Annotated in this window: 18 protein-coding genes; all 18 read right to left on the reverse strand. The window is 68.0% G+C overall.

The genetic code is table 11. From position 1 onward, the window contains the following. Nucleotides 1-218: 218 nt before the first annotated feature. Nucleotides 219-491, reverse strand: a complete 273-nt coding sequence (locus tag QTI17_RS24715) for an STAS domain-containing protein (protein WP_286523486.1) — start codon at nucleotides 489-491, stop codon at nucleotides 219-221. 7 nt (nucleotides 492-498) lie between these two features. Then, nucleotides 499-1,152, reverse strand: a complete 654-nt coding sequence (locus QTI17_RS24720; RefSeq protein WP_286536311.1) for an MlaC/ttg2D family ABC transporter substrate-binding protein — start codon at nucleotides 1,150-1,152, stop codon at nucleotides 499-501. A gap of 128 nt (nucleotides 1,153-1,280) precedes the next feature. Then, on the reverse strand, nucleotides 1,281-2,027 hold the full coding sequence (locus QTI17_RS24725; RefSeq protein WP_286536313.1) for an MlaA family lipoprotein: 747 nt from the start codon (nucleotides 2,025-2,027) through the stop codon (nucleotides 1,281-1,283). Continuing rightward, on the reverse strand, nucleotides 2,024-2,515 hold the full coding sequence (mlaD, locus tag QTI17_RS24730; protein WP_286523493.1) for an outer membrane lipid asymmetry maintenance protein MlaD: 492 nt from the start codon (nucleotides 2,513-2,515) through the stop codon (nucleotides 2,024-2,026). Before mlaD ends, QTI17_RS24725 begins: the two co-directional genes overlap by 4 nt. A 27-nt stretch (nucleotides 2,516-2,542) precedes the next feature. Next, entirely contained in the window at nucleotides 2,543-3,325 is a 783-nt protein-coding gene (mlaE, locus tag QTI17_RS24735) for a lipid asymmetry maintenance ABC transporter permease subunit MlaE (protein ID WP_286536314.1), read from the reverse strand. Nucleotides 3,326-3,451: 126 nt separating this feature from the next. Further along, on the reverse strand, nucleotides 3,452-4,276 hold the full coding sequence (locus QTI17_RS24740) for an ABC transporter ATP-binding protein (RefSeq protein WP_286536315.1): 825 nt from the start codon (nucleotides 4,274-4,276) through the stop codon (nucleotides 3,452-3,454). 300 nt (nucleotides 4,277-4,576) lie between these two features. Beyond that, on the reverse strand, nucleotides 4,577-6,055 hold the full coding sequence (locus QTI17_RS24745) for a glutamate synthase subunit beta (RefSeq protein ID WP_286536316.1): 1,479 nt from the start codon (nucleotides 6,053-6,055) through the stop codon (nucleotides 4,577-4,579). 28 nt (nucleotides 6,056-6,083) lie between these two features. Then, nucleotides 6,084-10,826 (reverse strand): glutamate synthase-related protein, encoded by a 4,743-nt coding sequence (locus tag QTI17_RS24750; protein ID WP_286536317.1) that lies wholly within the window; start codon nucleotides 10,824-10,826, stop codon nucleotides 6,084-6,086. Between the two features lie 182 nt (nucleotides 10,827-11,008). Next, entirely contained in the window at nucleotides 11,009-11,704 is a 696-nt protein-coding gene (locus tag QTI17_RS24755) for a transposase (protein WP_286536318.1), read from the reverse strand. Nucleotides 11,705-11,745: 41 nt separating this feature from the next. Then, on the reverse strand, nucleotides 11,746-12,606 hold the full coding sequence (locus QTI17_RS24760; RefSeq protein WP_286536319.1) for a class I SAM-dependent methyltransferase: 861 nt from the start codon (nucleotides 12,604-12,606) through the stop codon (nucleotides 11,746-11,748). Next, complete coding sequence (locus QTI17_RS24765; protein ID WP_286536320.1) at nucleotides 12,603-13,175, reverse strand: DUF1415 domain-containing protein; 573 nt, start codon at nucleotides 13,173-13,175, stop codon at nucleotides 12,603-12,605. The genes QTI17_RS24760 and QTI17_RS24765 overlap by 4 nt, the downstream gene beginning before the upstream one ends. Further along, the gene (locus tag QTI17_RS24770; RefSeq protein ID WP_286536321.1) at nucleotides 13,172-14,434 is read right to left on the reverse strand and encodes an MFS transporter; all 1,263 of its coding nucleotides are present in this window, start codon (nucleotides 14,432-14,434) and stop codon (nucleotides 13,172-13,174) included. Before QTI17_RS24770 ends, QTI17_RS24765 begins: the two co-directional genes overlap by 4 nt. Continuing rightward, entirely contained in the window at nucleotides 14,431-15,561 is a 1,131-nt protein-coding gene (locus QTI17_RS24775) for a deoxyguanosinetriphosphate triphosphohydrolase (RefSeq protein ID WP_286536322.1), read from the reverse strand. Before QTI17_RS24775 ends, QTI17_RS24770 begins: the two co-directional genes overlap by 4 nt. A gap of 19 nt (nucleotides 15,562-15,580) precedes the next feature. After that, on the reverse strand, nucleotides 15,581-16,681 hold the full coding sequence (gene aroB, locus QTI17_RS24780; RefSeq protein ID WP_286536323.1) for a 3-dehydroquinate synthase: 1,101 nt from the start codon (nucleotides 16,679-16,681) through the stop codon (nucleotides 15,581-15,583). A gap of 55 nt (nucleotides 16,682-16,736) precedes the next feature. Continuing rightward, nucleotides 16,737-17,282 carry a shikimate kinase gene (locus QTI17_RS24785; protein ID WP_286536324.1) on the reverse strand — a complete coding sequence of 182 codons (546 nt, stop codon included), beginning with the start codon at nucleotides 17,280-17,282 and terminating at the stop codon, nucleotides 16,737-16,739. A gap of 22 nt (nucleotides 17,283-17,304) precedes the next feature. Then, the gene (locus QTI17_RS24790; protein WP_286536325.1) at nucleotides 17,305-19,419 is read right to left on the reverse strand and encodes a type IV pilus secretin PilQ; all 2,115 of its coding nucleotides are present in this window, start codon (nucleotides 19,417-19,419) and stop codon (nucleotides 17,305-17,307) included. After that, nucleotides 19,416-19,955 carry a pilus assembly protein PilP gene (locus tag QTI17_RS24795; RefSeq protein ID WP_286536327.1) on the reverse strand — a complete coding sequence of 180 codons (540 nt, stop codon included), beginning with the start codon at nucleotides 19,953-19,955 and terminating at the stop codon, nucleotides 19,416-19,418. The genes QTI17_RS24790 and QTI17_RS24795 overlap by 4 nt, the downstream gene beginning before the upstream one ends. Further along, nucleotides 19,952-20,635: a type IV pilus inner membrane component PilO gene (locus QTI17_RS24800; protein WP_286536328.1), complete on the reverse strand. Its 684-nt coding sequence runs from the start codon at nucleotides 20,633-20,635 to the stop codon at nucleotides 19,952-19,954. Before QTI17_RS24800 ends, QTI17_RS24795 begins: the two co-directional genes overlap by 4 nt. Nucleotides 20,636-20,640: the final 5 nt, after the last annotated feature.

Below are 20,640 nucleotides of genomic sequence, written 5' to 3' on the forward strand. Positions count from 1 at the left end.
ACACCAGCGGCCCGGCGAAGCCGGTTCCGCGGTGTTTCACCAACGGGCCTGGCTGCGCCGGCCGATGGAAGAGAGGCGTCGTGCTTGTTCTCGGCGGCGCGCAGCGCACGCCTGTTCGTGGGCAGTCGCGGAACCGGCTTGCCGGGCCGCTGACTGCGCCCCCGGCAGGGGGTGGGCGCCCGGACACGAAGTGCCGGGCAACCTGGGGGCGAGCCCATTCAAGGCGCGGCGGGCAAAAGGCCTGCGATTCCGTACAGGGCGGCCAGTTCGCGCAGGCGGGCCGGCAGGCCCTTGACCGCGAAACCGCGGCCGAGCGCGCTGGACTCGCGCCGGCACTCGAGCAGCACCGCCAGCGCCGAGGAGTCGAAGTGGACCAGCGCGCTGGCGTCGACCACCGTGGCCGTGTCGGTCTGACCGGCCAGGCCGCGCTGGAGCATGTAGGCGCAGGCCGGTGCCTCGTCGTGCGTCAACTTGGGTGGCAGCACCAGCATGGCCGGCTCAGCCCTTGCCGTTGTTCTTGTTGCGCGCCTCGAGGGCCGCGATCAGGCCGTCGATGCCCTTGGCGTTGATCTGCTGCGCGAACTGGGTGCGGTAGGTATCCACCAGCCATACGCCCAGGACGTTGATGTTGTAAATCTTCCAGCCGCCAGCCTCGCCGGGGGTCTTCTCGAGCCGGTAGTCGAGCTGCACCGGATCGCCGCTGCCCTTGACTTCGGTGCGCACGAGCACCTCCTTGTCGTCGGCCGAGCCACGGAACGGGCGCACGACGACGGTCTGGTCGCTGACCTGGTCGAGGGCGCCCGCGTAGGTGCGCACCAGCAGGGTCTTGAACGCATCCTCGAGCCGCTTCTGCTGCTCCGGCGTGGCCTGGCGCCAGGCCGGACCGACGGCCGAGGAGGTCATGCGCAGGAAGTTCACGTTCGGCATGATCTTGGTATCGACCAGCTGCATGATCTTGCCGACATCGCCCGCCTTGATCGACTTGTCGGCCTTGATCGTGTCCAGCACGTCGGAAGACAGCCGCTTCACGAGCGCATCGGGCGCCTCGTCCGCGGCCAGGGCCGGCCGCACGAATCCGGCAGCGGCAGCCGCCAGCAGCAGGCCACCCAGCGCCAACCGTCCCAGGGTGCGGCGTTGAAGAATCTGGTTCATCGAGTCAATCCCTTGTCATCAAAAGTGAGGCGTTCGCCCAACCGGTTTCGAGTCCACGCCACACAGAGGGTTCCACATCGCGGCTCAGGGCCTGCAACCGAATGCAATGGCCCCGCCCGCGCAAGGCCTTAGTTGCCCTCGTCGGGCAGGTTTCCGTCGTGCACGTCGTTGCGGCGGCGCTGCAGGAAGGCGTCACGGGTGAAGGTGTACCTGTCGAGCGCCGCATCCTCGAGCAGCTGGCCGACGCGCAACAGGTTGGCGCGGATGTCGATCAGGCGGAGAGCGTACATCGAGTTGCGCACCGAGATGTCCGACACGCCGCTCAGCAGGTCGCCCCGGAGGTCCAGTGGCAAGGCCGCGGTGTCGCGCAGCGTGGAGGGGCCGAGCAGGGGCAGGATCAGGTACGGGCCCGCCGGAACGCCCCAGCGGCCCAGCGTCTGGCCGAAGTCCTCGCTGTGGCGGTCGATGCCGAGTTCGGTCGCGACGTCCAGGATCCCGCCGAGGCCGAAGAACGTGTTGACGTTCAGGCGCATGAAAGTCTGCGCGCTGTCCTGGAGCTTGAGCTGCGCCACGCTGTTGGCGAAGCTCCAGACGTCGGAGAGGTTGCCGAAGAAATTGTTCACGCCGGTGCGCACCGGCGAGGGCAGCACCTTGACGTAGACCGTCGCGGCCGGCTTCAGGACCGCATCGTCGAGCGCGTTGTTGAAGCGATACACCTGCCGGTTGAGCGGCTCCAGCGGATCGGCCGGATTGGCGTTCGGGCCGGTGGCGCAACCCGTGACGAAGGCGAGGACGCCGGCGGCGCCTGCTGCGCGCAGGCCATTGGCGATGCGCACGCACGCGACCCGGCCGGCGAGAGGAGTTCGTGGTTTCATTTCTTGTTGTTGGCGTTACCGGATGGCGTGCTTCCTTCGGCCGCCTTGCTGTACAGGAACTGGCTGATCAGGTTCTCGAGCACGACCGCTGATTGGGTATCGGTCACGACATCGCCGGCTTGAAGGGTCTTTTCGTCGGCGCCGGCCTCGATGCCGATGTATTGCTCGCCCAGCAGGCCGCTGGTCAGGATCTTGAACGAGCTGTCCTTGGGGAAACTGTAGCGATTTTGCAGCGCCAGCGTCACGGCCGCCTGAAAGTTCTTGTCGTCGAACGTGATGGATTCGACGCGCCCGACCACCACGCCGGCGCTCTTGACCGCGGTTTGGGGCTTGAGCCCGCCGATGTTGTCGAAGCGCGCGGTCACCGCATAGGTCTTCTGGAAGTTCAGGCTCAGCAGGTTGGCCGACTGCAGCGCCAGGAACAGCAGCGCCGCGCCGCCGATCAGCACGAACAGGCCGACCCAGATGTCATTGTTGGAACGTTGCATGTGTTGCACTCTCAGTGAACGTGGAGCCTAGATGCTGAACATCATGGCGGTCAGCATGAAATCGAGCCCGAGCACGGTGAGCGAGGCGACGACCACCGTGCGGGTGGTGGCGCGGGAGACTCCCTCGGGCGTCGGCTGGGCCTGGTAGCCCTGCAGCAGGGCGATGAAAGTCACGGCGACCCCGAAGACGATGCTCTTGGCGACGCCGTTGCCGACGTCCTTCCAGACGTCGACGCCGCCCTGCATCTGGCCCCAGAAGGCCCCCGCGTCGAGGCCCAGCATCAGCACCCCGACGACATAGCCGCCGATCACGCCGACCGCGCTGAACACCGCCGCCAGCAGGGGCATGGTGATCACGCCGCCCCAGAAGCGCGGCGCCAGGATGCGCTGGACCGGGTCGACCGCCATCATCTCCATCGCGCTGAGCTGCTCGCCAGCCTTCATGAGGCCGATCTCGGCGGTGAGCGAGGTGCCGGCACGGCCCGCGAACAGCAGCGCCGCCACGACCGGGCCGAGCTCGCGCACCAGGCTCAATGCGACCAGCAGGCCCAGCGCCTCGGACGAGCCGTAGCGCTGCAGCGTGTAGTAACCCTGCAAGCCCAGCACGAAGCCGACGAACAGTCCGGAGACGGCGATGATCGCCAGCGAGTAGTTGCCCAGGAAGTGGATCTGGTCGCGCACCAGGCCGAAGCGGCGCAGGCTGCGCGCACCCTGCCCCACGAGCTGGAAGAAAAGGCGCGCGCCCAGACCGAGGTCGGCCAGCTTGCTGCGCACGGCGAAGCCGACGTCGGCCGGCTTGTACCAGCTCATACGCCAACCTCCGTGCTGCGCACTGCGGTGCGAGCCCCCTTCGGAGCGGCCGGGCGGGGGGTCATGAGGAAACCTCCGTGCTTCGCACTGCGGTGCGAGCCCTCTTCGGAGCGGCCGGGCGGGGGCTCATTCACGCCCCCCCTGCGAGTTGCCGAAATCGGCCTCGACGGCCACCGCGGGGTAGTGGAAATGCACCGGCCCCTCGGGCAGCGCATTGACGAACTGGTGGACCAGCGGGTCGGCGCTGGCGCGCACCGCGTCCGGGCTGCCCTGGGCGGCGATGCCGCCGTTGGCGAGGATGATCACGTGGTCGGCGATGCGGAAGGTTTCTTCGAGGTCGTGCGACACGATCACGCTGGTGAGCCCCAGCGTGTCGTTGAGCTGCCGGATCAGCCGCGCCGCGGTGCCGAGCGAGATCGGGTCGAGGCCGGCGAAGGGCTCGTCGTACATGACGAGGTCGGGGTCGAGCGCGATCGCCCTGGCCAGCGCCACGCGCCGCGCCATGCCGCCCGAGACTTCGCTCGGCATCAACTCGCGGGCGCCACGCAGGCCGACGGCGTCGAGCTTCATCAGCACGATGTCCCGGATCAAGCCTTCGGACAGGCGGGTGTGCTCGCGCAGCGGGAAGGCCACGTTGTCGAACACGCTCATGTCGGTGAAGAGCGCGCCGAACTGGAACAGCATGCCCATGCGGCGCCGGGCGGCATAGAGCGCATCGGGCGCCATCCGGCCGACGTCATGGCCGTCGACCAGCACATCGCCACGGCGCGCCCGCACCTGCCCGCCGATCAGGCGCAGCACGGTGGTCTTGCCGCCGCCCGAGGCGCCCATCAACGCGGTCACCTTGCCACGCGGCACGCGGAACGAGACGCCATCGAGGATGGCGCGGTCGCCATAGCCGAAGACGACGTCGCGGAACTCAACGAGGGAAGTGGCAGGTGATGGATCCATGGCAATGAAAAAGCCGGGGCGTCCCACATGAGGACATCCCGGCTCGCGGTAACAGCCAATGATAAGGGAAGCGCGTAACAGGCTGTGCCTACGACGATTCTGAAAAACGAACCGGATCGAAGGCACCCAGGCCGGCGCCGGGCCGCCCCAAGGCGGCCTGCGGCCCCCTCGGGGGGCAGCGACCCGCACGCAGTGGGGGAGCGTGGGGGCCTTGGGCCGGCGCCGGGCCGCCCCAAGGCGGCCTGCGGCCCCCCTCGGGGGGCAGCGACCCGCACGCAGTGGGGGAGCGTGGGGGCCAGTTCAGCGCGGCAGGTCGCTGAAGCCCATGAGGAACTCGTCGACCGAGCGCGCGGCCTGGCGGCCTTCGCGGATCGCCCAGACCACCAGCGACTGGCCGCGGCGGATGTCGCCGGCGGCGAACACCTTGGGCACATTGGTCGCGTAGCCGCCGATGAAGTCGACGCTGGCCTTGGCATTGCCGCGGGCATCCTTCTCGACGCCGAAGGCGTCCAGCACATTGGCCACCGGGCTCACGAAGCCCATCGCCAGCAGCACCAGGTCGGCCTTGAGCACCTGCTCGCTGCCGGCCACCTCGACCATCTTGCCGTCCTTCCACTCGACGCGAACCGTCTTCAGGCCCGTGACCTTGCCCTTCTCGCCGATGAATTCCTTGGTCGAAATGGCGAACTCACGCTCGCAGCCCTCTTCGTGGCTCGAACTGGTGCGCAGCTTGTACGGCCAGTAGGGCCAGGTCAGCGGGCGGTTCTCTTCCTCGGGCGGCTGCGGCATCAGCTCGAACTGGGTCACGCTGGCGGCACCGTGGCGGTTGCTGGTGCCCACGCAGTCGGAGCCGGTGTCGCCGCCGCCGATCACGATCACGTGCTTGCCATCGGCGCGCAGCTGGCCCTTGACCTTGTCGCCGGCGTTGATCTTGTTCTGCTGCGGCAGGAACTCCATCGCGAAATGAATGCCGTCGAGGTCGCGGCCGGGCACCGGCAGGTCGCGCGACTGCTCGGCGCCGCCGGTCAGCAGCACCGCGTCGAACTCCTTGCCAAGCTGCTCGGGCGTCACGGTCTCCTTGGCCCAGTTGGTGACCTTGGAGCCCTTGCCCAGCGGATCCTTGGCGGCGCCGACCATCACGCCGGTGCGGAAGGTCACGCCCTCTGCCTTCATCTGCTCGACGCGGCGATCGATGTGCACCTTCTCCATCTTGAAGTCGGGGATGCCGTAGCGCAGCAGGCCGCCGATGCGGTCGTTCTTCTCGAACAAGGTGACGTCGTGGCCGACCCGCGCCAGTTGCTGGGCTGCCGCCATGCCCGCCGGGCCGGACCCGACCACGGCGACCTTCTTGCCGGTCTTGTGCTTGGCCGGACGGGCCGCCACCCAGCCTTCGTCCCAGGCACGGTCGATGATCGCGTGCTCGATCGACTTGATGCCGACCGGATCGTCGTTCACGTTGAGCACGCAGGCCGCCTCGCAGGGCGCGGGGCAGATGCGGCCGGTGAACTCGGGGAAGTTGTTGGTCGAGTCGAGCACCACGAAGGCGCTCTGCCAGTCGGCCCGATACACCAGGTCGTTGAAGTCCGGAATGATGTTGTTGACCGGGCAGCCGCTGTTGCAGAACGGCGTGCCGCAGTCCATGCAGCGCGCGCCCTGGACCTTGGCCTGCGCCTCGTCGAGGCCGACCACGAATTCCTTGTGATGCTTGACCCGCTCCTCGATCGGCTTGTAGCCCTCTTCGATGCGCTCATGCTCCATGAAGCCGGTGATTTTTCCCATCGTGCTTTCCTGTTCTGTTCGTTGTCGCTCAGACCGCCGCCACCGGCTTGGCGGCCGCATGCGGCTCCATGCCGGCATGCGCGTTGTTGCCGCTGCTCGTGAGCTCGACCTCGCGGTCGTGGATCTCGGCCAGCGCGCGCTTGTATTCGTTCGGGAACACCTTGACGAACTTGGTGCGCGAAACGGCCCAGTTGTCGAGCAGTTCGCGGGCGCGCTTGCTGCCGGTCCAGCGGTGATGGTCCTCGAGCAGCTTGCGCAGCTGCGCCTCGTCGGTCTCGCCTTCGTGCCAGACCTTGCGGTGCACGCTGGCGCTCTGCTCGGCCGAGGTCAGCACCTTGTCGAGCGACACCATCGACAGGTTGCAGCGGGAGGCGAACTGGCCGTCCTCGTCGTAGACGAAGGCGACGCCGCCGCTCATGCCGGCCGCGAAGTTGCGTCCGGTCTGGCCCAGCACCGCGACCGTGCCGCCGGTCATGTATTCGCAGCCATGGTCGCCGGTGCCTTCGACCACCGCGGTGGCGCCCGACAGCCGTACCGCGAAGCGCTCGCCGGCCACGCCGCAGAGGTAGGCCTCGCCGGTGGTCGCGCCATACAGCGCGGTGTTGCCGACGATCGTGTTGCGCGCCGCCTCGCCGCGGAAGTCCAGGCTCGGGCGCACCACCACGCGGCCGCCCGACAGGCCCTTGCCGGTGTAGTCGTTGGCATCGCCGATCAGGTAGAGCGTGATGCCGCGCGCCAGGAAGGCGCCGAAGGACTGGCCGCCCGTGCCTTCGAGCTGGATGCGGATCGAATCGTCGGGCAGGCCCTGCGGATGCACCTTGGTCAGCGCGCCCGAGAGCATGGCGCCGACCGAGCGGTTGACGTTGCGCGCCACCTCGATGAACTGCACCTTCTCGCCCTTGTCGATGGCCGGGCGCGAACGCTCGATCAACTTGACGTCCAGGCTCTTCTCGAGGCCGTGGTCCTGGTTCTCGACATGGAAGCGCGGCACCTCGGCCGGCACGTTGGGCTGGGCGAACAGGCGGCTGAAGTCCAGGCCGCGGGCCTTCCAGTGCTCGATGCCGGTCTTGGTGTCGAGCAGGTCGGAACGGCCGATCAGGTCGTCGAACTTGCGGATGCCGAGCTGGGCCATGATCTGGCGCACTTCCTCGGCCACGAAGAAGAAGAAGTTGACCACGTGCTCGGGCTTGCCCGAGAACTTCTTGCGCAGCACCGGGTCTTGCGTCGCGACGCCCACCGGGCAGGTGTTCAGGTGGCACTTGCGCATCATGATGCAGCCCTCGACCACCAGCGGCGCGGTCGCGAAGCCGAACTCGTCGGCACCCAGCAAGGCGCCGATGGCGACGTCGCGGCCGGTCTTCATCTGGCCGTCGGCCTGCACCCGGATGCGGCCGCGCAGGCGGTTCAGCACCAGCGTCTGCTGGGTCTCGGCCAGGCCGATCTCCCACGGGCTGCCGGCATGCTTGATCGACGACCACGGCGAGGCGCCGGTGCCGCCGTCGTGGCCGGCGATCACGACGTGGTCGCTCTTGCACTTGGCGACGCCCGCGGCGATGGTGCCGACGCCGACTTCGCTCACCAGCTTGACGCTGACGCTGGCATGCGGCGCGACGTTCTTCAGGTCGTGGATCAGCTGGGCCAGGTCCTCGATCGAGTAGATGTCGTGGTGCGGCGGCGGCGAGATCAGGCCCACGCCGGGCACCGAGTAGCGCATCTGGCCGATGTACTTCGTGACCTTGCCGCCCGGCAGCTGGCCGCCCTCGCCGGGCTTGGCGCCCTGCGCCATCTTGATCTGCACCTGGTCGGCCGACGACAGGTACTCGGCCGTGACGCCGAAGCGGCCCGAGGCGACCTGCTTGATCTTCGAACGCAGCGAGTCGCCGTCCTGCAGCGGCAGGTCGACCTCGACATTGGCCTCGCCGATCACGCTCTTGAGCGTGTCGCCCATCTTGATCGGGATGCCCTTGAGCTCGTTGCGGTAGCGCGCCGGGTCTTCGCCGCCTTCGCCGGTGTTGCTCTTGCCGCCGATGCGGTTCATCGCCACCGCCAGGGTGGCGTGCGCCTCGGTGCTGATCGAGCCGAGCGACATGGCGCCGGTGGCGAAGCGCTTGACGATCTCGGCGGCCGGCTCGACCTCGTCGACGGAGATGGCCTTGGCCGGATCGATCTTGAACTCGAACAGGCCGCGCAGCGTCAGGTGCCGGCGGTTCTGGTCGTTGATCAGCTGCGCGTATTCCTTGTAGGTGCTGAAGTTGTTGGCGCGCGTGCTGTGCTGCAGCTTGGCGATGGCGTCGGGCGTCCACATGTGCTCTTCGCCGCGGGTGCGCCAGGCGTATTCGCCGCCGGCGTCGAGCATGTGGGCCAGCACCGGATCGTCGCTGAAGGCCGCCTTGTGCATGCGGATGCCTTCCTGGGCGATCTCGAACACGCCGATGCCCTGCACCCGGCTGGCGGTGCCGGTGAAGTACTTCTCGACCGTCTCGGTGTTCAGGCCGATGGCCTCGAACAGCTGGGCGCCGCAGTAGCTCATGTAGGTGCTGACACCCATCTTCGACATGATCTTCGACAGACCCTTGCCGACCGCCTTGACGTAGTTGTAGATGGCCTTGTCGGCGCTCAGGTCGCCGGAGAGGTCTTCATGCATCGCCGCCAGCGTTTCCATCGCCAGGTACGGGTGCACGGCTTCGGCGCCGTAGCCCGCGAGCACGCCGAAGTGATGCACTTCCCGCGCCGAGCCGGTCTCGACCACCAGGCCGGCGGTCGTGCGCAGGCCTTCGCGCACCAGGTACTGGTGGATCGCAGACAGCGCCAGCAGCGCCGGGATCGCGACCTGCGTCGGGCCGACGTTGCGGTCGCTGACGATCAGGATGTTGTGGCCGCCCTTGATCGCATCGACCGCCTCCGCGCACAGCGAGGCCAGCTTGGCTTCCACGCCTTCGTCGCCCCAGGCCAGCGGGTAGGTGATGTCGAGCGTATGGCTCTTGAACTTGCCCTGCGTGTACTTGCCGATGTCGCGCAGCTTCGCCATGTCGGCGAAGTCGAGGATCGGCTGGCTCACCTCGAGCCGCATCGGCGGGTTGACCTGGTTGATGTCGAGGAGGTTCGGCTTCGGGCCGATGAACGACACCAGCGACATCACGATCGCCTCGCGGATCGGGTCGATCGGCGGGTTCGTCACCTGCGCGAACAACTGCTTGAAGTAGTTGTAGAGCGGCTTGTTCTTGTTCGACAGCACGGCCAGCGGGCTGTCGTTGCCCATCGAGCCGATGCCTTCCTCGCCGGCCGCCGCCATCGGGCTCATCAGGAACTTGATGTCTTCCTGGGTGTAGCCGAAGGCCTGCTGGCGATCGAGCAGGCTGACCTGGCTCGGCGGCGGCTGCACGGCCTCGGCCTCGACGCTGTCGAGCTTGATGCGCAGGTTCTCGATCCACTGCTTGTAAGGCTTGCTGTTGGCCAGCGTCGCCTTGACTTCCTCGTCGTCGATCATGCGGCCCTGCTCGAGGTCGATCAGGAACATCTTGCCGGGCTGCAGGCGCCACTTGCGGACGATCTTCTGCTCGGGCACCGGCAGCACGCCGGACTCGGAACCCATGATGACCAGGTCGTCGTCGGTCACGCAGTAGCGCGACGGGCGCAGGCCGTTGCGGTCGAGCGTGGCGCCGATCTGGCGGCCGTCGGTGAAGACGATCGAGGCCGGGCCGTCCCAGGGCTCGAGCATCGCGGCGTGGTACTCGTAGAACGCGCGGCGACGCGGGTCCATCGTCGCGTGCTGCTCCCAGGGCTCGGGAATCATCATCATCACGGCCTGGCTGATCGGGTAGCCGGCCATCGTCAGCAGCTCGAGGCAGTTGTCGAAGGTGGCGGTGTCGGACTGGCCGGCGAAGCTGATCGGATACAGCTTCTGCAGGTCGGCGCCCAGCACCGGCGAGGACATCACGCCTTCGCGCGCCTTCATCCAGTTGTAGTTGCCCTTGACCGTGTTGATTTCGCCGTTGTGGGCGACATAGCGGTACGGGTGGGCCAGCGGCCACTCGGGGAAGGTGTTGGTCGAGAAGCGCTGGTGCACCAGGCCCAGGGCCGAGACGCAGCGCTTGTCCTGCAGGTCGAGGTAGTAGGTACCGACCTGGTCGGCCAGCAGCAGGCCCTTGTAGACCACCGTGCGGCTCGACATGCTCGGCACGTAGTATTCCTTGCTGTGCTTGAGCTTCAGGCGCTGGATGTTGGCGCTGGCGGTCTTGCGGATCACGTAGAGCTTGCGCTCCAGCGCGTCCTGCACGATCACATCGTTGCCACGGCCGATGAAGACCTGGCGCAGCAGCGGCTCCTTGGCGCGCACGTTGGGCGACATCGGCATTTCGCGGTTGACCGGCACGTCGCGCCAGCCCAGCAGCACCTGGCCTTCGACCTTGATGGCGCGCTCCATCTCCTGCTCGCAGGCCTCGCGCGAGGCGTGCTCCTTGGGCAGGAAGATCATGCCGACGCCGTACTCGCCGGGCGGCGGCAGGGTCACGCCCTGCTTGGCCATCTCTTCGCGATACAGCAGGTCGGGCAGCTGGATCAGGATGCCGGCGCCGTCGCCCATGAGCTTGTCGGCGCCCACTGCGCCGCGGTGGTCCAGATTCTCGAGAATCTTGAGGCCCTGCAACACGATGGCATGGCTCTTTTCGCCCTTGATGTGGGCCACGAAGCCGACGCCGCAGGCGTCGTGCTCGTCAGCGGCGGAATAAAGACCGTGTTCTTGGAGATGCTGGATCTCGGCAGCCGTCGTCATGGGCGTGCTCCTTCAGTTTTCGCAGGGAAAAGGAGCATATTGCTTTGCACAAATAATGCCAAACCTTTTAATTGGGGTCAGATTCCAATTTATTTCCGATGAATCTCGTCGACTTTAAATTAGGGACATATCAAAAACGGTAGCGAGCGATCAAGCACTGACGGGAGATTTGACACTTTGCGCTACGCTTGTCGAGGCAGCGGCGGCCTTCCCGCGCGTGCCTTGACCGTGCGCCGGCCTGTCGTTTTTTGTAACGATTCGACGAATTCAGGGTCGCCGGCGGCCCATCCGTGCAACGTCGCTTCGGTCAGCAGCGCCTGCGCGGCGGCCGGAACGCCTGCGCGCACCATTTCGGCATAGGCGGCCTCGCGGGCGAAGGGCGTATTGCCCAGCGTCCAGTAGAGCGGGTGCGGCGTCAGCAGCTTGTCGTGCACCAGGCCGGCGTAGTGCCCGTGGCTCGACCACGGATGCTCGCGCGCCTCGGCCACCAGACCGGCGCGCACCGGATTCAGGTCGATGTAGGCCATGCAGGCGAACAGGTAGCGGTCGGTCTGGATCAGCGTCGACTTGTAGCGCCCCTCCCACAGGGTCCCGCTGCGCCCGTGCCGGTCGTTGAAGTAGCGCACGTAGCGCCGCCCCACGGCCTGCATCCATTGCGGCAGGCCGTCGGCCGTCGACGGCGTGGCCAGCAGGTGGAAATGGTTGTCCATCAGGACATAGGCGTGCAGCGCGATGCCGAATCGCGCGGCGTTCTCGCCCAGCAGGCCGAGGAACATCTCGCGGTCGGCGCGATCCAGGAACACCGCCTGCCGGTTGTTGCCGCGCTGGATCACGTGGTGCGGCTGGCCGGCGAGCGTGAGGCGGGGCAGTCGTGCCATGGCGGAGGACGGCGCAGGAGGGTGACGGGCGGCGCGCCGGCTCAGGCCAGTCGGAAGCGCGTCTCGAGCAGCGATGTCAGGCCGAACTGCTCGAGCAGCTCGCGCAGTCGCTCGGCCGCGCCGGCTTTGCGCTGCCCGGTGCGGCGCGCGATGATGAGCTCGTTCTTCATGCTGTGCTCCCAGCCCACGAGCTCCGTCACCGTGACCTGGTAGCCGCTGGCTTCGAGGTACAGGCAGCGCAGCACGTTGGTGAGCTGGCTGCCGATCTCGCGCGTGTGCAGCGGATGGCGCCACAGCTCCGCCAGCGGCGTGCGGGACAGCGCCAGCGCCTTGGTCTCGCGCAGGCAGGCGGCGACCTCGGCCTGGCAGCAAGGCACCAGCACCATGAAGCGCGCCTGCTTGGCCAGCCCGAAGGCGATCGCGTCGTCGGTGGCCGTGTCGCAGGCATGGAGCGCGGTGACGACATCGATCCGCGGCGGCAGCTCCGCCGCGGTCGCGGATTCGGCCACCGTGAGATTGAGGAAAGCCATGCGGTCGAAGCCCAGCCGCGCGGCCAGCGCGCGCGATTTCTCGACCAGCTCGGCCCGGGTCTCGATGCCGTAGACATGGCCGGCGCCGCCCTGCTTGAAGAACAGGTCGTAGATGATGAAGCCGAGGTACGACTTGCCGGCGCCATGGTCGGCCAGCGACGCCTCGGCCCCTTCGCCAGGGAGCTCGCGCAGCAGCTTCTCGATGAACTGGAACAGGTGGTAGACCTGCTTGAGCTTGCGCCGCGAATCCTGGTTCAGCCGGCCTTCGCGCGTGAGGATGTGCAGTTCCTTCAGCAGCTCGACCGATTGTCCCGGCCGCAATTCGGCCGGCACTTCCGCCTCGGCCCTGGACGCCTTCGACGCCTTGTTCATGATGCACTCCCAGGCCCGACGTCGAGCGCGGCCCAGCCGTCGGCGCCCAACGCTTCGAGCGTCTCGATGTTGCGGCCGAAGATCGCCTCGGCCTCCGGAAAGGCGTCCACCGCCCGGCTCACGCTGTCTTCGCGCAGCAGGTGCAGCGTGGGATAAGGCGCCCGGTTGGTGGCGTTGGTGATGTCGTCGGCCTCGGTGCCGCCGAACTGGAAGCGCGGGTGAAAACTCGCCAGCTGGAACACGCCGTCGAAGCCGGCGCGCGCCAGGCGCCGTTCGGCACGCCCCGTGAAATCGTTGAAGTCGAGGAAATCGGCCAGCGTGTTCGGTGCCATCAGCAGCGTGGTGTCGCGCTCCGACGCAGCGCTGGCCGCCAGCGCCCGGGCTTCGGCGAGCAGCGCGTCGATCAGTCCGGATTCGTCGCCCGCCAGGTAGACGGCATAGTGAACCTGGCCACGCACGTGCACGGCCTTGGCGAAGGGGCACAGGTTGAGGCCGATCACGGCGCGCTCGAGCCAGCGCCGGGTGTCGGCCTCGGCTTGCGCAGCGGAGACCGGAGCGCTGTCGATCATGCCGTGCCCCTCCTGGAGACCGGCCGCGCCAGCCGGGCCGCCAGGCCCAGGCCGGCCAGCGAGCACGACAGGGTGACGATCCAGGTCCATTGCCAGCCGCCCATGCGATGGGCCAGCCAGGCCACGACCGGCGGGGCGACGAACTGACCGAACGACGAGGCCTGCTGCATCATGCCCACGGTGGTCGAGACCGTGGCGGGCCCAGGCGCCAGCCGCACGCTGAGCATGAACAAGGTCGCCGGCACCATGCCGCCGCCGAGCGAGAACAGGCAGACCGCCAGGTAGCGCAGGGCCGGCGGCAGGCTCCAGGCGGTCTCGGGCGTACCGATCCGCAGAAAGGCCGCGACGCTCGCGAGCGCCATCACGACGAAGCCCCAGCGCAGCAGCCGAACCGGTGGCAGCCCTTGCTGGAGCAGCCGGCCGCCGACCACGTTGCCGATGATGTTGAGGGCCGCGGCGAGCGCGGTCAGTGCCGCGTTCCAGCCGCTCGGGACGCCGGCGTCGACATAGATCGCCGGCAGGAATCCGATCACGGCGATCCATTGCGAGGAGTAGACCGCGAAAGCCAGCGCCAGCGTCCACGGACCGCCCGCGCTCAGTGTGTCGCGCAGGCGAACGCCCCACCCTTCTGCCGAACCGACGGACGCCACGCGGACGCGGGCGCCGTCGGCCGGCACCGCCAGCGCGACCCAGACGGCCGCGCAGGCCGAAGCCGCCGCCAGGGCGCACCACCAACCGGGCCAGCCGGACTGGGCGATCAGCGCCGGCCCGACCAGCAGCGCCAATGCCACCCCGAGCGGCATGTAGGCCCCCCAGAGTCCGATGGCGGCCTTGTCGGCACCCACCGGCGCGACGGCACGGATCAGTCCCGGCCCTGGCATGACGGCCAACAGGAAGCCGACCCCCTCGAGCGCCCGCAGCGCGAGCAGCCAGGCAAAGGCCTGCGCCGGATCGTCGACCCAGACGCCGACACCGCCACCGGCCGCACTGGCGACGGCGAGCAGCGCCAGTCCGGCCAGCATGCTGCGTCGAAGACCGATGGCGTCGGCCATCAACCCGACACCAAGCCCCAGGCTCATGCCGGCGACCTGCACCAGCGACAGCAAAAATCCCGCCTGCACCAGCCCGATGCCCAGGCTGGCCTGCAAGGCGGGCACCGCCGGCGGCAGCTTGCCGATATGCAGCGCCGCGGCGACGCCGCCGGCGACGACCGCCAGCGCGGCGACCGGAATCCCGGGACGGGTCGCAAGGGGGCTCATGGCACCCACCGCTGCCCCGTGAGGCGCTCGTACTCCCGGATCGCGAACCGATCGGTCATGCCGGCGATGTAGTCCGCCACGCCGCGCTGCCGGTCGTCGCGACGGGCGAAGGCCTCGGGCATTTCCGCCGGCGCCGCCAGGTAGGCATCGAACAGCGCACGCACCACGCCCTGCGCCTGTTCGGCGGTCTGCACCACTTGCGGATGGCGGTACAGATTGCGAAACAGGAAGCGCTTGAGCGCGGTGGATTCGGCCCGCATCCCGGCACTGAAAAGCACCAGCGGATCGCTTCGCCGGACCGCGTCGGCGTCGGCCGGCGCGGCCGCCTCGAGCGCGCCCCGCGTGGCGTCGATGACGTCGTAGACCTGGGCGCTCAGCATGCGGCGGATCGTCTCGTAGAGCACCCGCCGCCCTTCCAGCCCCGGGTGCTCGGCCAAGGCCTCGCGCCGGTGGCGATCGAACAGGTCGACCTCGCCCAGGAGCTCGATGCTGATCAGGCCCGACCTGACGCCGTCGTCGATGTCGTGGGCGTTGTAGGCGATCTCGTCGGCCAGGTTGCACAGTTGCGCTTCCAGGCCGGGCTGGGTCCGATCGCAGAAGCGCCGCCCCACCCCGCCGGGCTCCGCGGCCTCGATCCGCTCGGCATTGGCGCGCGAACAGTGCTTGAGGATGCCTTCGCGAGTCTCGAAGCTCAGGTTGAGGCCGTCGTATTGCGGATATCGGTGCTCGAGCTCGTCGACCACGCGCAGGCTCTGCAGGTTGTGCTCGAAACCGCCATGCGCCTGCATGCAGGCGTCGAGCGCATCCTGTCCGGCATGGCCGAAGGGGGTGTGGCCGAGGTCGTGGGCCAGCGCGATCGCCTCGACCAGGTCTTCATTGAGCCGCAGCGCCCGCGCGATCGAACGTCCGAGCTGCGCGACCTCGAGCGAGTGCGTCAGGCGGGTGCGAAACAGATCACCCTCGTGGTTCAGGAACACCTGGGTCTTGTAGACCAGGCGCCGGAAGGCGGTCGAGTGCACGATGCGGTCGCGGTCGCGCTGGAAGTCGTCGCGGGTCGGCGCCGGCGCCTCGGCATGACGCCGGCCGCGCGAGCGGGCCGGATCGCTGGCGTAGGGCGCGAGGCTCATCGGAAGAAGCCCGGCAAGATCAAGCGGCGCAGCACTGCGCCAGGACTTCGCGCACCATGGCATCGGGCGCGCCGCGCACGACCGCCGAACCGGGCTTGTCGAGCACCACGAAGCGGATTTCGCCGGCCTCGGATTTCTTGTCGACCCGCATCAGTTCCAGGTAGCGCTCGGCGCCCAGGGCGGGCGCGACCACCGGCAGGCCGGCACGCCGCACCAGCGCGGTCAGCCGCTCGACGAAGGCGGCATCGATGCCGCCGAGACGCGCCGACAGCTGCGCCGCCAGGACCATGCCGCAGCCGACCGCCTCGCCGTGCAGCCATTCGCCATAGCCGAGCCCGGACTCGATCGCATGGCCGAAGGTATGGCCGAAATTGAGGATCGCGCGCAGGCCGGCTTCGCGTTCGTCCTGGCCCACGACCTCGGCCTTGATTTCGCAGCTGCGCTTGACCGCATGCGCCAGCGCCGCGGGCTCGCGGGCGATCAGCGCATCGATGTGGGCCTCGATCCAGGCCAGGAAGTCCAGGTCGTAGATCGGCCCGTACTTGATGACCTCGGCCAGCCCGGCGCTGAGCTCGCGCGGCGGCAGGCTGGCCAGCGTCGCCAGGTCGCACAACACCAGCTTCGGCTGGTAGAAGGCGCCGATCATGTTCTTGCCCAGGGGGTGGTTGATCGCGGTCTTGCCGCCGACCGACGAATCGACCTGCGCCAGCAGCGTCGTCGGCACCTGCACGAAGGGCACGCCCCGCATGTAGCTGGCGGCGGCGAATCCGGTCATGTCGCCCACCACGCCCCCGCCCAGCGCGAACAGCACCGTCTTGCGATCGGCGCCGCGGGCCAGCAGGGCGTCGAAGACCCGGTTCAGGGTCTGCCAGTCCTTGTGCGCCTCGCCATCGGGCAGCTCGAGCACGTGCACCTCGCGGTAGCGGCCGGCCAGCGCCTCGCGCAAGGTGGCCGCATAGAGCGGCGCCACGGTGGTGTTGGTGACGATCAGGGCGCTGGCGGCCGAAGGGGCGGCCGCGAAGCTGCGCGGATCGCCCAGCAGGTCGCTGCCGATCAGGATCTGGTAGCTGCGCTCGCCGAGCTGGATCTCGACGCGTTCGGGAGGGACTGGCAATGGCATCCCCCGAGTTTAGGTGCATGCGGCGGCGCGGGTCCGGCCCGGCCCCGGAGGCCGGTCAGTCTGTCAGCGGGCCTGGGTCGGGGGGCACCACCACGCCGGCGAGTTCCAGCTGCATCACGATGATGTTGACCACCACCGAGATCGACGGCCGGCCGGTCTCGACGGTTTCGTGGGCGGTCTCGCGGTAGAGGGGGTCGCGCGCGTCATGGAGCTCGCGCAGCCGGCCCAGCGGATCGGCCACCTGCAGCAGCGGACGCTTGACGTCGTGGCGCAGCCGGCGGAACAGGTCCTCGGGCAGCGAGCGCAGGTAGAGCACATGGAAGCCGGCCCGCAGGGCCTGCCGATTGGCCTCGCGCAAGACGCAGCCGCCACCGGTGGCGACCACGCCATGCGGCGCGGCGGCCAGCTCGGCGATCACGGATTGCTCAACATCCCGGAAACTGGCCTCTCCTTCGCGCTCGAAATAGTCGCGGATCGAGCAGCCGATCCGCTCCTCGATCACGTGATCGCTGTCGACGAAGGGAAGTTGAAGGCGCTGCGCAAGGCGCCGGCCAATCGCGGATTTGCCGGCGCCGGGCAAGCCGACGAGTGCGACCGCCATGCAAAGCTGCGAACGCCGCGCGTCAGCGCGCAGCGTTGCGGTCGGTGATCATTTTCGGGGTGATGAAGACGAGCATTTCAGTTTTGTTGGCAGTGCGAGTGCGCGTCCGGAACAGCGCCCCGAGGTAGGGCACCTCACCAAGCACCGGGATGCGCGATTCGTCGTTGGATTCGGTGAGCTCGAAGATACCACCGATGACGACCGTGCCGCCGTTTTCGACCAACACCTCGGTCTGCACGTGCTTCGTGTTGATCGCGAAGCCGGCGGTGGTCGGCTGACCCACCGTGTCCTTGTTGACGTCCAGCGTCAGGATGATGTTGCCCTCGGGCGTGATCTGCGGCGTCACCTCGAGCTTCAGGTTGGCCTTGCGGAATGCGATCGAGGTGGCGCCGCTGGAAGTCGCGACCTGGTAGGGCAGTTCGGTGCCCTGCTCGATGAGCGCCTTGGTCTGGTCGGCGGTCACGACACGCGGGCTCGACACCACCTTGCCCTTGCCGTCGGCTTCGAGGGCCGAGATCTCGAGGTTCAGGATGCGCGAGAGGCTCGAATTGAACAGCGAGATCGCGAAGGTGCCCGGCGCATTGCCGTTGCCGGAGACACCGGTCGACGGCAGGTTGACGAAATTGCTGCCCGTCGGGGTCGAGATCAGGTTCGGCGGCGTCGTGGCGGTCCCGGGGATGAAGGTCGTCGGCCCGATCGCGTTGTTGTTGTTCAGCGCGCCGCCGCCGAGGCGCACGCCCAGCGACTTGCCGAAGGTGTCGGACGCCTCGACGATGCGGGCCTCGATCAGCACCTGGCGCACCGGGATGTCCAGCTTCTGGATCAGCTCGGCCACCTGCACCAGCCGCGACGGGATGTCCGAGACGAACAGCTGGTTGGTGCGGGCTTCGGCGATCACGCTGCCGCGCGGGCTCAGGATGCGGGTGGTGCTGCTGCCGCCGCCGCCGCCGCTGGAGGCGCCGGTGCCGGTCAGGCCCTGGGCGATCTGGATCGCCTTGGTGTAGTTGAGCTGGAACGACTGGGTGCGCAGCGGCTCCAGGTTCTGGATCGCGGCCTGGGCCTCGAACTCCATCTTTTCCTTGGCGTTGATCTCGTCCTTCGGTGCGATCCAGAGCACGCTGCCGTTCTTGCGCATGCCCAGGTTCTTGGCCTGCAGGATGATGTCGAGCGCCTGGTCCCAGGGCACGTCCTTCAGGCGCAGGGTCAGCGAACCCGTCACCGAGTCGGAGGTCACGATGTTGAAGTTGGTGAAGTCGGCGATCACCTGCAGCAGCGAGCGCACTTCGATGTTCTGGAAGTTCAGCGACAGCTTTTCGCCGTTGTAGCCGACGCCCTGCGTCAGCTTGGTCGGATCGATCTTGCGCGGACGCACTTCGACCACGAACTGGTTCTCGCTCTGGTAGGCGCTGTGCTCCCACTCGCCGCGCGGCTCGATCACCATCCGGACGCGGTCGCCGACCTGCTGGGTGGTCACGAGCTGCACCGGGGTGCCGAAGTCGGAGACGTCGAGGCGACGGCGCAGGCCTTCGGGCAGGGTCGACTTGGTGAACTCGACCACCAGGTTCTTGCCCTGCTGGCGGATGTCGACGCCCACCTGGTTGTTGGCGAGGTCGACGATCACGCGGCCGGTGTTGTCGCTGCCCAGGCGGAAATCCACATCGCGCAGGGGCAGCATGTCGCGATTGCGGTTCTCGGCGAAGGCGGACGGCGTCGAAGCGGCCAGTGCGGCACCCGCGACCGGTTCCAGAGAGACCAGCAGGGACTTGCCCTGGATCTCGGTCTTGTAGGCGGTGGCCTGCTTCAGGTTCAGGACCAGGCGCGTGCGATCGCCGGCCTGGACCACGTTGACCGAGCGCAGGTTGCCCTGGTTGACCTCGATCGCGTTGCGGCCGATGGCGTTGGTCACGCCCGGAAAATCAAGCGCGACACGGGCCGGCGACTGGATCGCGAAGCCGGTCGGCGCCGCGGCCAGCGGCTGGGTGAAGTCGACCCGGATCACCTCGGCGCCGGACTGCATAGAACTCGTGACCGATTCGATCGCGTTCTGCGCATGAACGACTGCCGCGGCACCGAAGGCCACGATCGCGGCACCGGCCACGCGCAGCCACTGCGCAAGCATAGATTTTTGTTGGTTCATTTCGCCTTCTCTTGCAACTGCAGCGTCGCGACGCGTTCGATCCATTCACCGGCAGCGTCCTGCACGATTTCACGCAAGCCGAGTTCGGTTTCGCTGATACGGGTGATGCGCCCGTAGTTGAGTCCCAGATAGTTGCCGACCCGCACCTGGTAGAGCAGCTTGTCGACGCTGATCAGCGCCACCGGCTGGCCATTGCGGCTCAGGCTGCCGACCATCGCCATGGAGTCGAGCGGGAAGGCCTCGAGCGCTTCCTTGCGACGCGCCAGTTCGGGCGCGATCAGGCCCGAGGTGCTGGGCTGGGCCGAGTCCCGGCGCAGCGCCTGCGTCAGCTTCTGAATGTTGAACGGGTCGAAGGCCGCGGCCTCGGTGTACGCCTGCGGCGTGAACTTCTTCGGTTCGGTGATCGGCGGCACGCTGGGCTTCACCTGCGCGCGCTGTTCGGCCATCCAGCGCTGGAGGTCTTCCTGCTCCGAGCCGAAGCAGCCGGTCAGCCCGACGGCTGCGACCGCGATCCATAGACAGCTGAGCGTTCTCATTTCTTCTTGGCCCCCGCAGCCGCGGCCGCTGCGCGCTTCTGCGCCGCCTGCTCCTCCTCGTCGAGGTAGCGATAGGTGCGCGCCGTGGCGTCCATGACCAGCACGCCGTCTTTTTGCGGCGCCACCGAGAGGTTGTTCAGCGTCACGATCCGCGACAGGTTCGCGATGTCGGCGGCGAAGGCACCCATGTCGTGGTAGCGGCCGGTCACGCGGACCGCGATCGGGAGCTCGGCGTAGTAGTCCTTGACCGAAATCTGACCCGGACGGAACAGCTCGAACTGGAGGCTGCGGCCCAGGCCGGCCTGGTTGATGTCCGACAGCAGCGCATCCATCTCGGCCTTGCTGGGCAGCTGCTTCTCGAGCAGCGTGACGTATTGCTGCACCTGCTCGCGCTGCTTCTTGAGCAGATCGAGGTTGGCGGCCTGCGCCACCTTCTTCTGGTAGTCGGCCCTGAGGGTGACTTCCTTGGCGCGCTCGGCATCGAGCTCGTCGTTCGAATTGGTGAGCCAGACGAACCACAGCGCCGCCAGCACCGCCGCGACCACGGCGACGCACAGGGCGTACCGCGGCACCGGTGGCCAGACCGACGGATCGTTGGGGTTCAGCCCCTGGAACTGCTGGCTGAAGCGGCGCAGGGCCAGTGCGAGGTCGAACCTCTCGGAAGGGCGTTTCTTTGCCATGAGCG

The organism is Variovorax sp. J31P179, from assembly GCF_030316985.1.
Taxonomy (GTDB): Bacteria; Pseudomonadota; Gammaproteobacteria; order Burkholderiales; family Burkholderiaceae_C; genus Variovorax; species Variovorax ginsengisoli_B.

Coding starts and splice junctions, on each gene's coding strand:
- QTI17_RS24715 (WP_286523486.1), bottom strand. CDS start 491: ATGCTGGTGCTGCCACCCAAGTTGACGCACGACGAGGCACCGGCCTGC.
- QTI17_RS24785 (WP_286536324.1), bottom strand. CDS start 17,282: ATGGCGGTCGCACTCGTCGGCTTGCCCGGCGCCGGCAAATCCGCGATT.
- QTI17_RS24745 (WP_286536316.1), bottom strand. CDS start 6,055: ATGGGAAAAATCACCGGCTTCATGGAGCATGAGCGCATCGAAGAGGGC.
- QTI17_RS24750 (WP_286536317.1), bottom strand. CDS start 10,826: ATGACGACGGCTGCCGAGATCCAGCATCTCCAAGAACACGGTCTTTAT.
- aroB (WP_286536323.1), bottom strand. CDS start 16,681: ATGCCATTGCCAGTCCCTCCCGAACGCGTCGAGATCCAGCTCGGCGAG.
- QTI17_RS24770 (WP_286536321.1), bottom strand. CDS start 14,434: ATGAGCCCCCTTGCGACCCGTCCCGGGATTCCGGTCGCCGCGCTGGCG.
- QTI17_RS24790 (WP_286536325.1), bottom strand. CDS start 19,419: ATGAACCAACAAAAATCTATGCTTGCGCAGTGGCTGCGCGTGGCCGGT.
- mlaE (WP_286536314.1), bottom strand. CDS start 3,325: ATGAGCTGGTACAAGCCGGCCGACGTCGGCTTCGCCGTGCGCAGCAAG.
- QTI17_RS24795 (WP_286536327.1), bottom strand. CDS start 19,955: ATGAGAACGCTCAGCTGTCTATGGATCGCGGTCGCAGCCGTCGGGCTG.
- QTI17_RS24800 (WP_286536328.1), bottom strand. CDS start 20,635: ATGGCAAAGAAACGCCCTTCCGAGAGGTTCGACCTCGCACTGGCCCTG.
- QTI17_RS24740 (WP_286536315.1), bottom strand. CDS start 4,276: ATGGATCCATCACCTGCCACTTCCCTCGTTGAGTTCCGCGACGTCGTC.
- QTI17_RS24755 (WP_286536318.1), bottom strand. CDS start 11,704: ATGGCACGACTGCCCCGCCTCACGCTCGCCGGCCAGCCGCACCACGTG.
- QTI17_RS24760 (WP_286536319.1), bottom strand. CDS start 12,606: ATGAACAAGGCGTCGAAGGCGTCCAGGGCCGAGGCGGAAGTGCCGGCC.
- QTI17_RS24720 (WP_286536311.1), bottom strand. CDS start 1,152: ATGAACCAGATTCTTCAACGCCGCACCCTGGGACGGTTGGCGCTGGGT.
- QTI17_RS24765 (WP_286536320.1), bottom strand. CDS start 13,175: ATGATCGACAGCGCTCCGGTCTCCGCTGCGCAAGCCGAGGCCGACACC.
- mlaD (WP_286523493.1), bottom strand. CDS start 2,515: ATGCAACGTTCCAACAATGACATCTGGGTCGGCCTGTTCGTGCTGATC.
- QTI17_RS24775 (WP_286536322.1), bottom strand. CDS start 15,561: ATGAGCCTCGCGCCCTACGCCAGCGATCCGGCCCGCTCGCGCGGCCGG.
- QTI17_RS24725 (WP_286536313.1), bottom strand. CDS start 2,027: ATGAAACCACGAACTCCTCTCGCCGGCCGGGTCGCGTGCGTGCGCATC.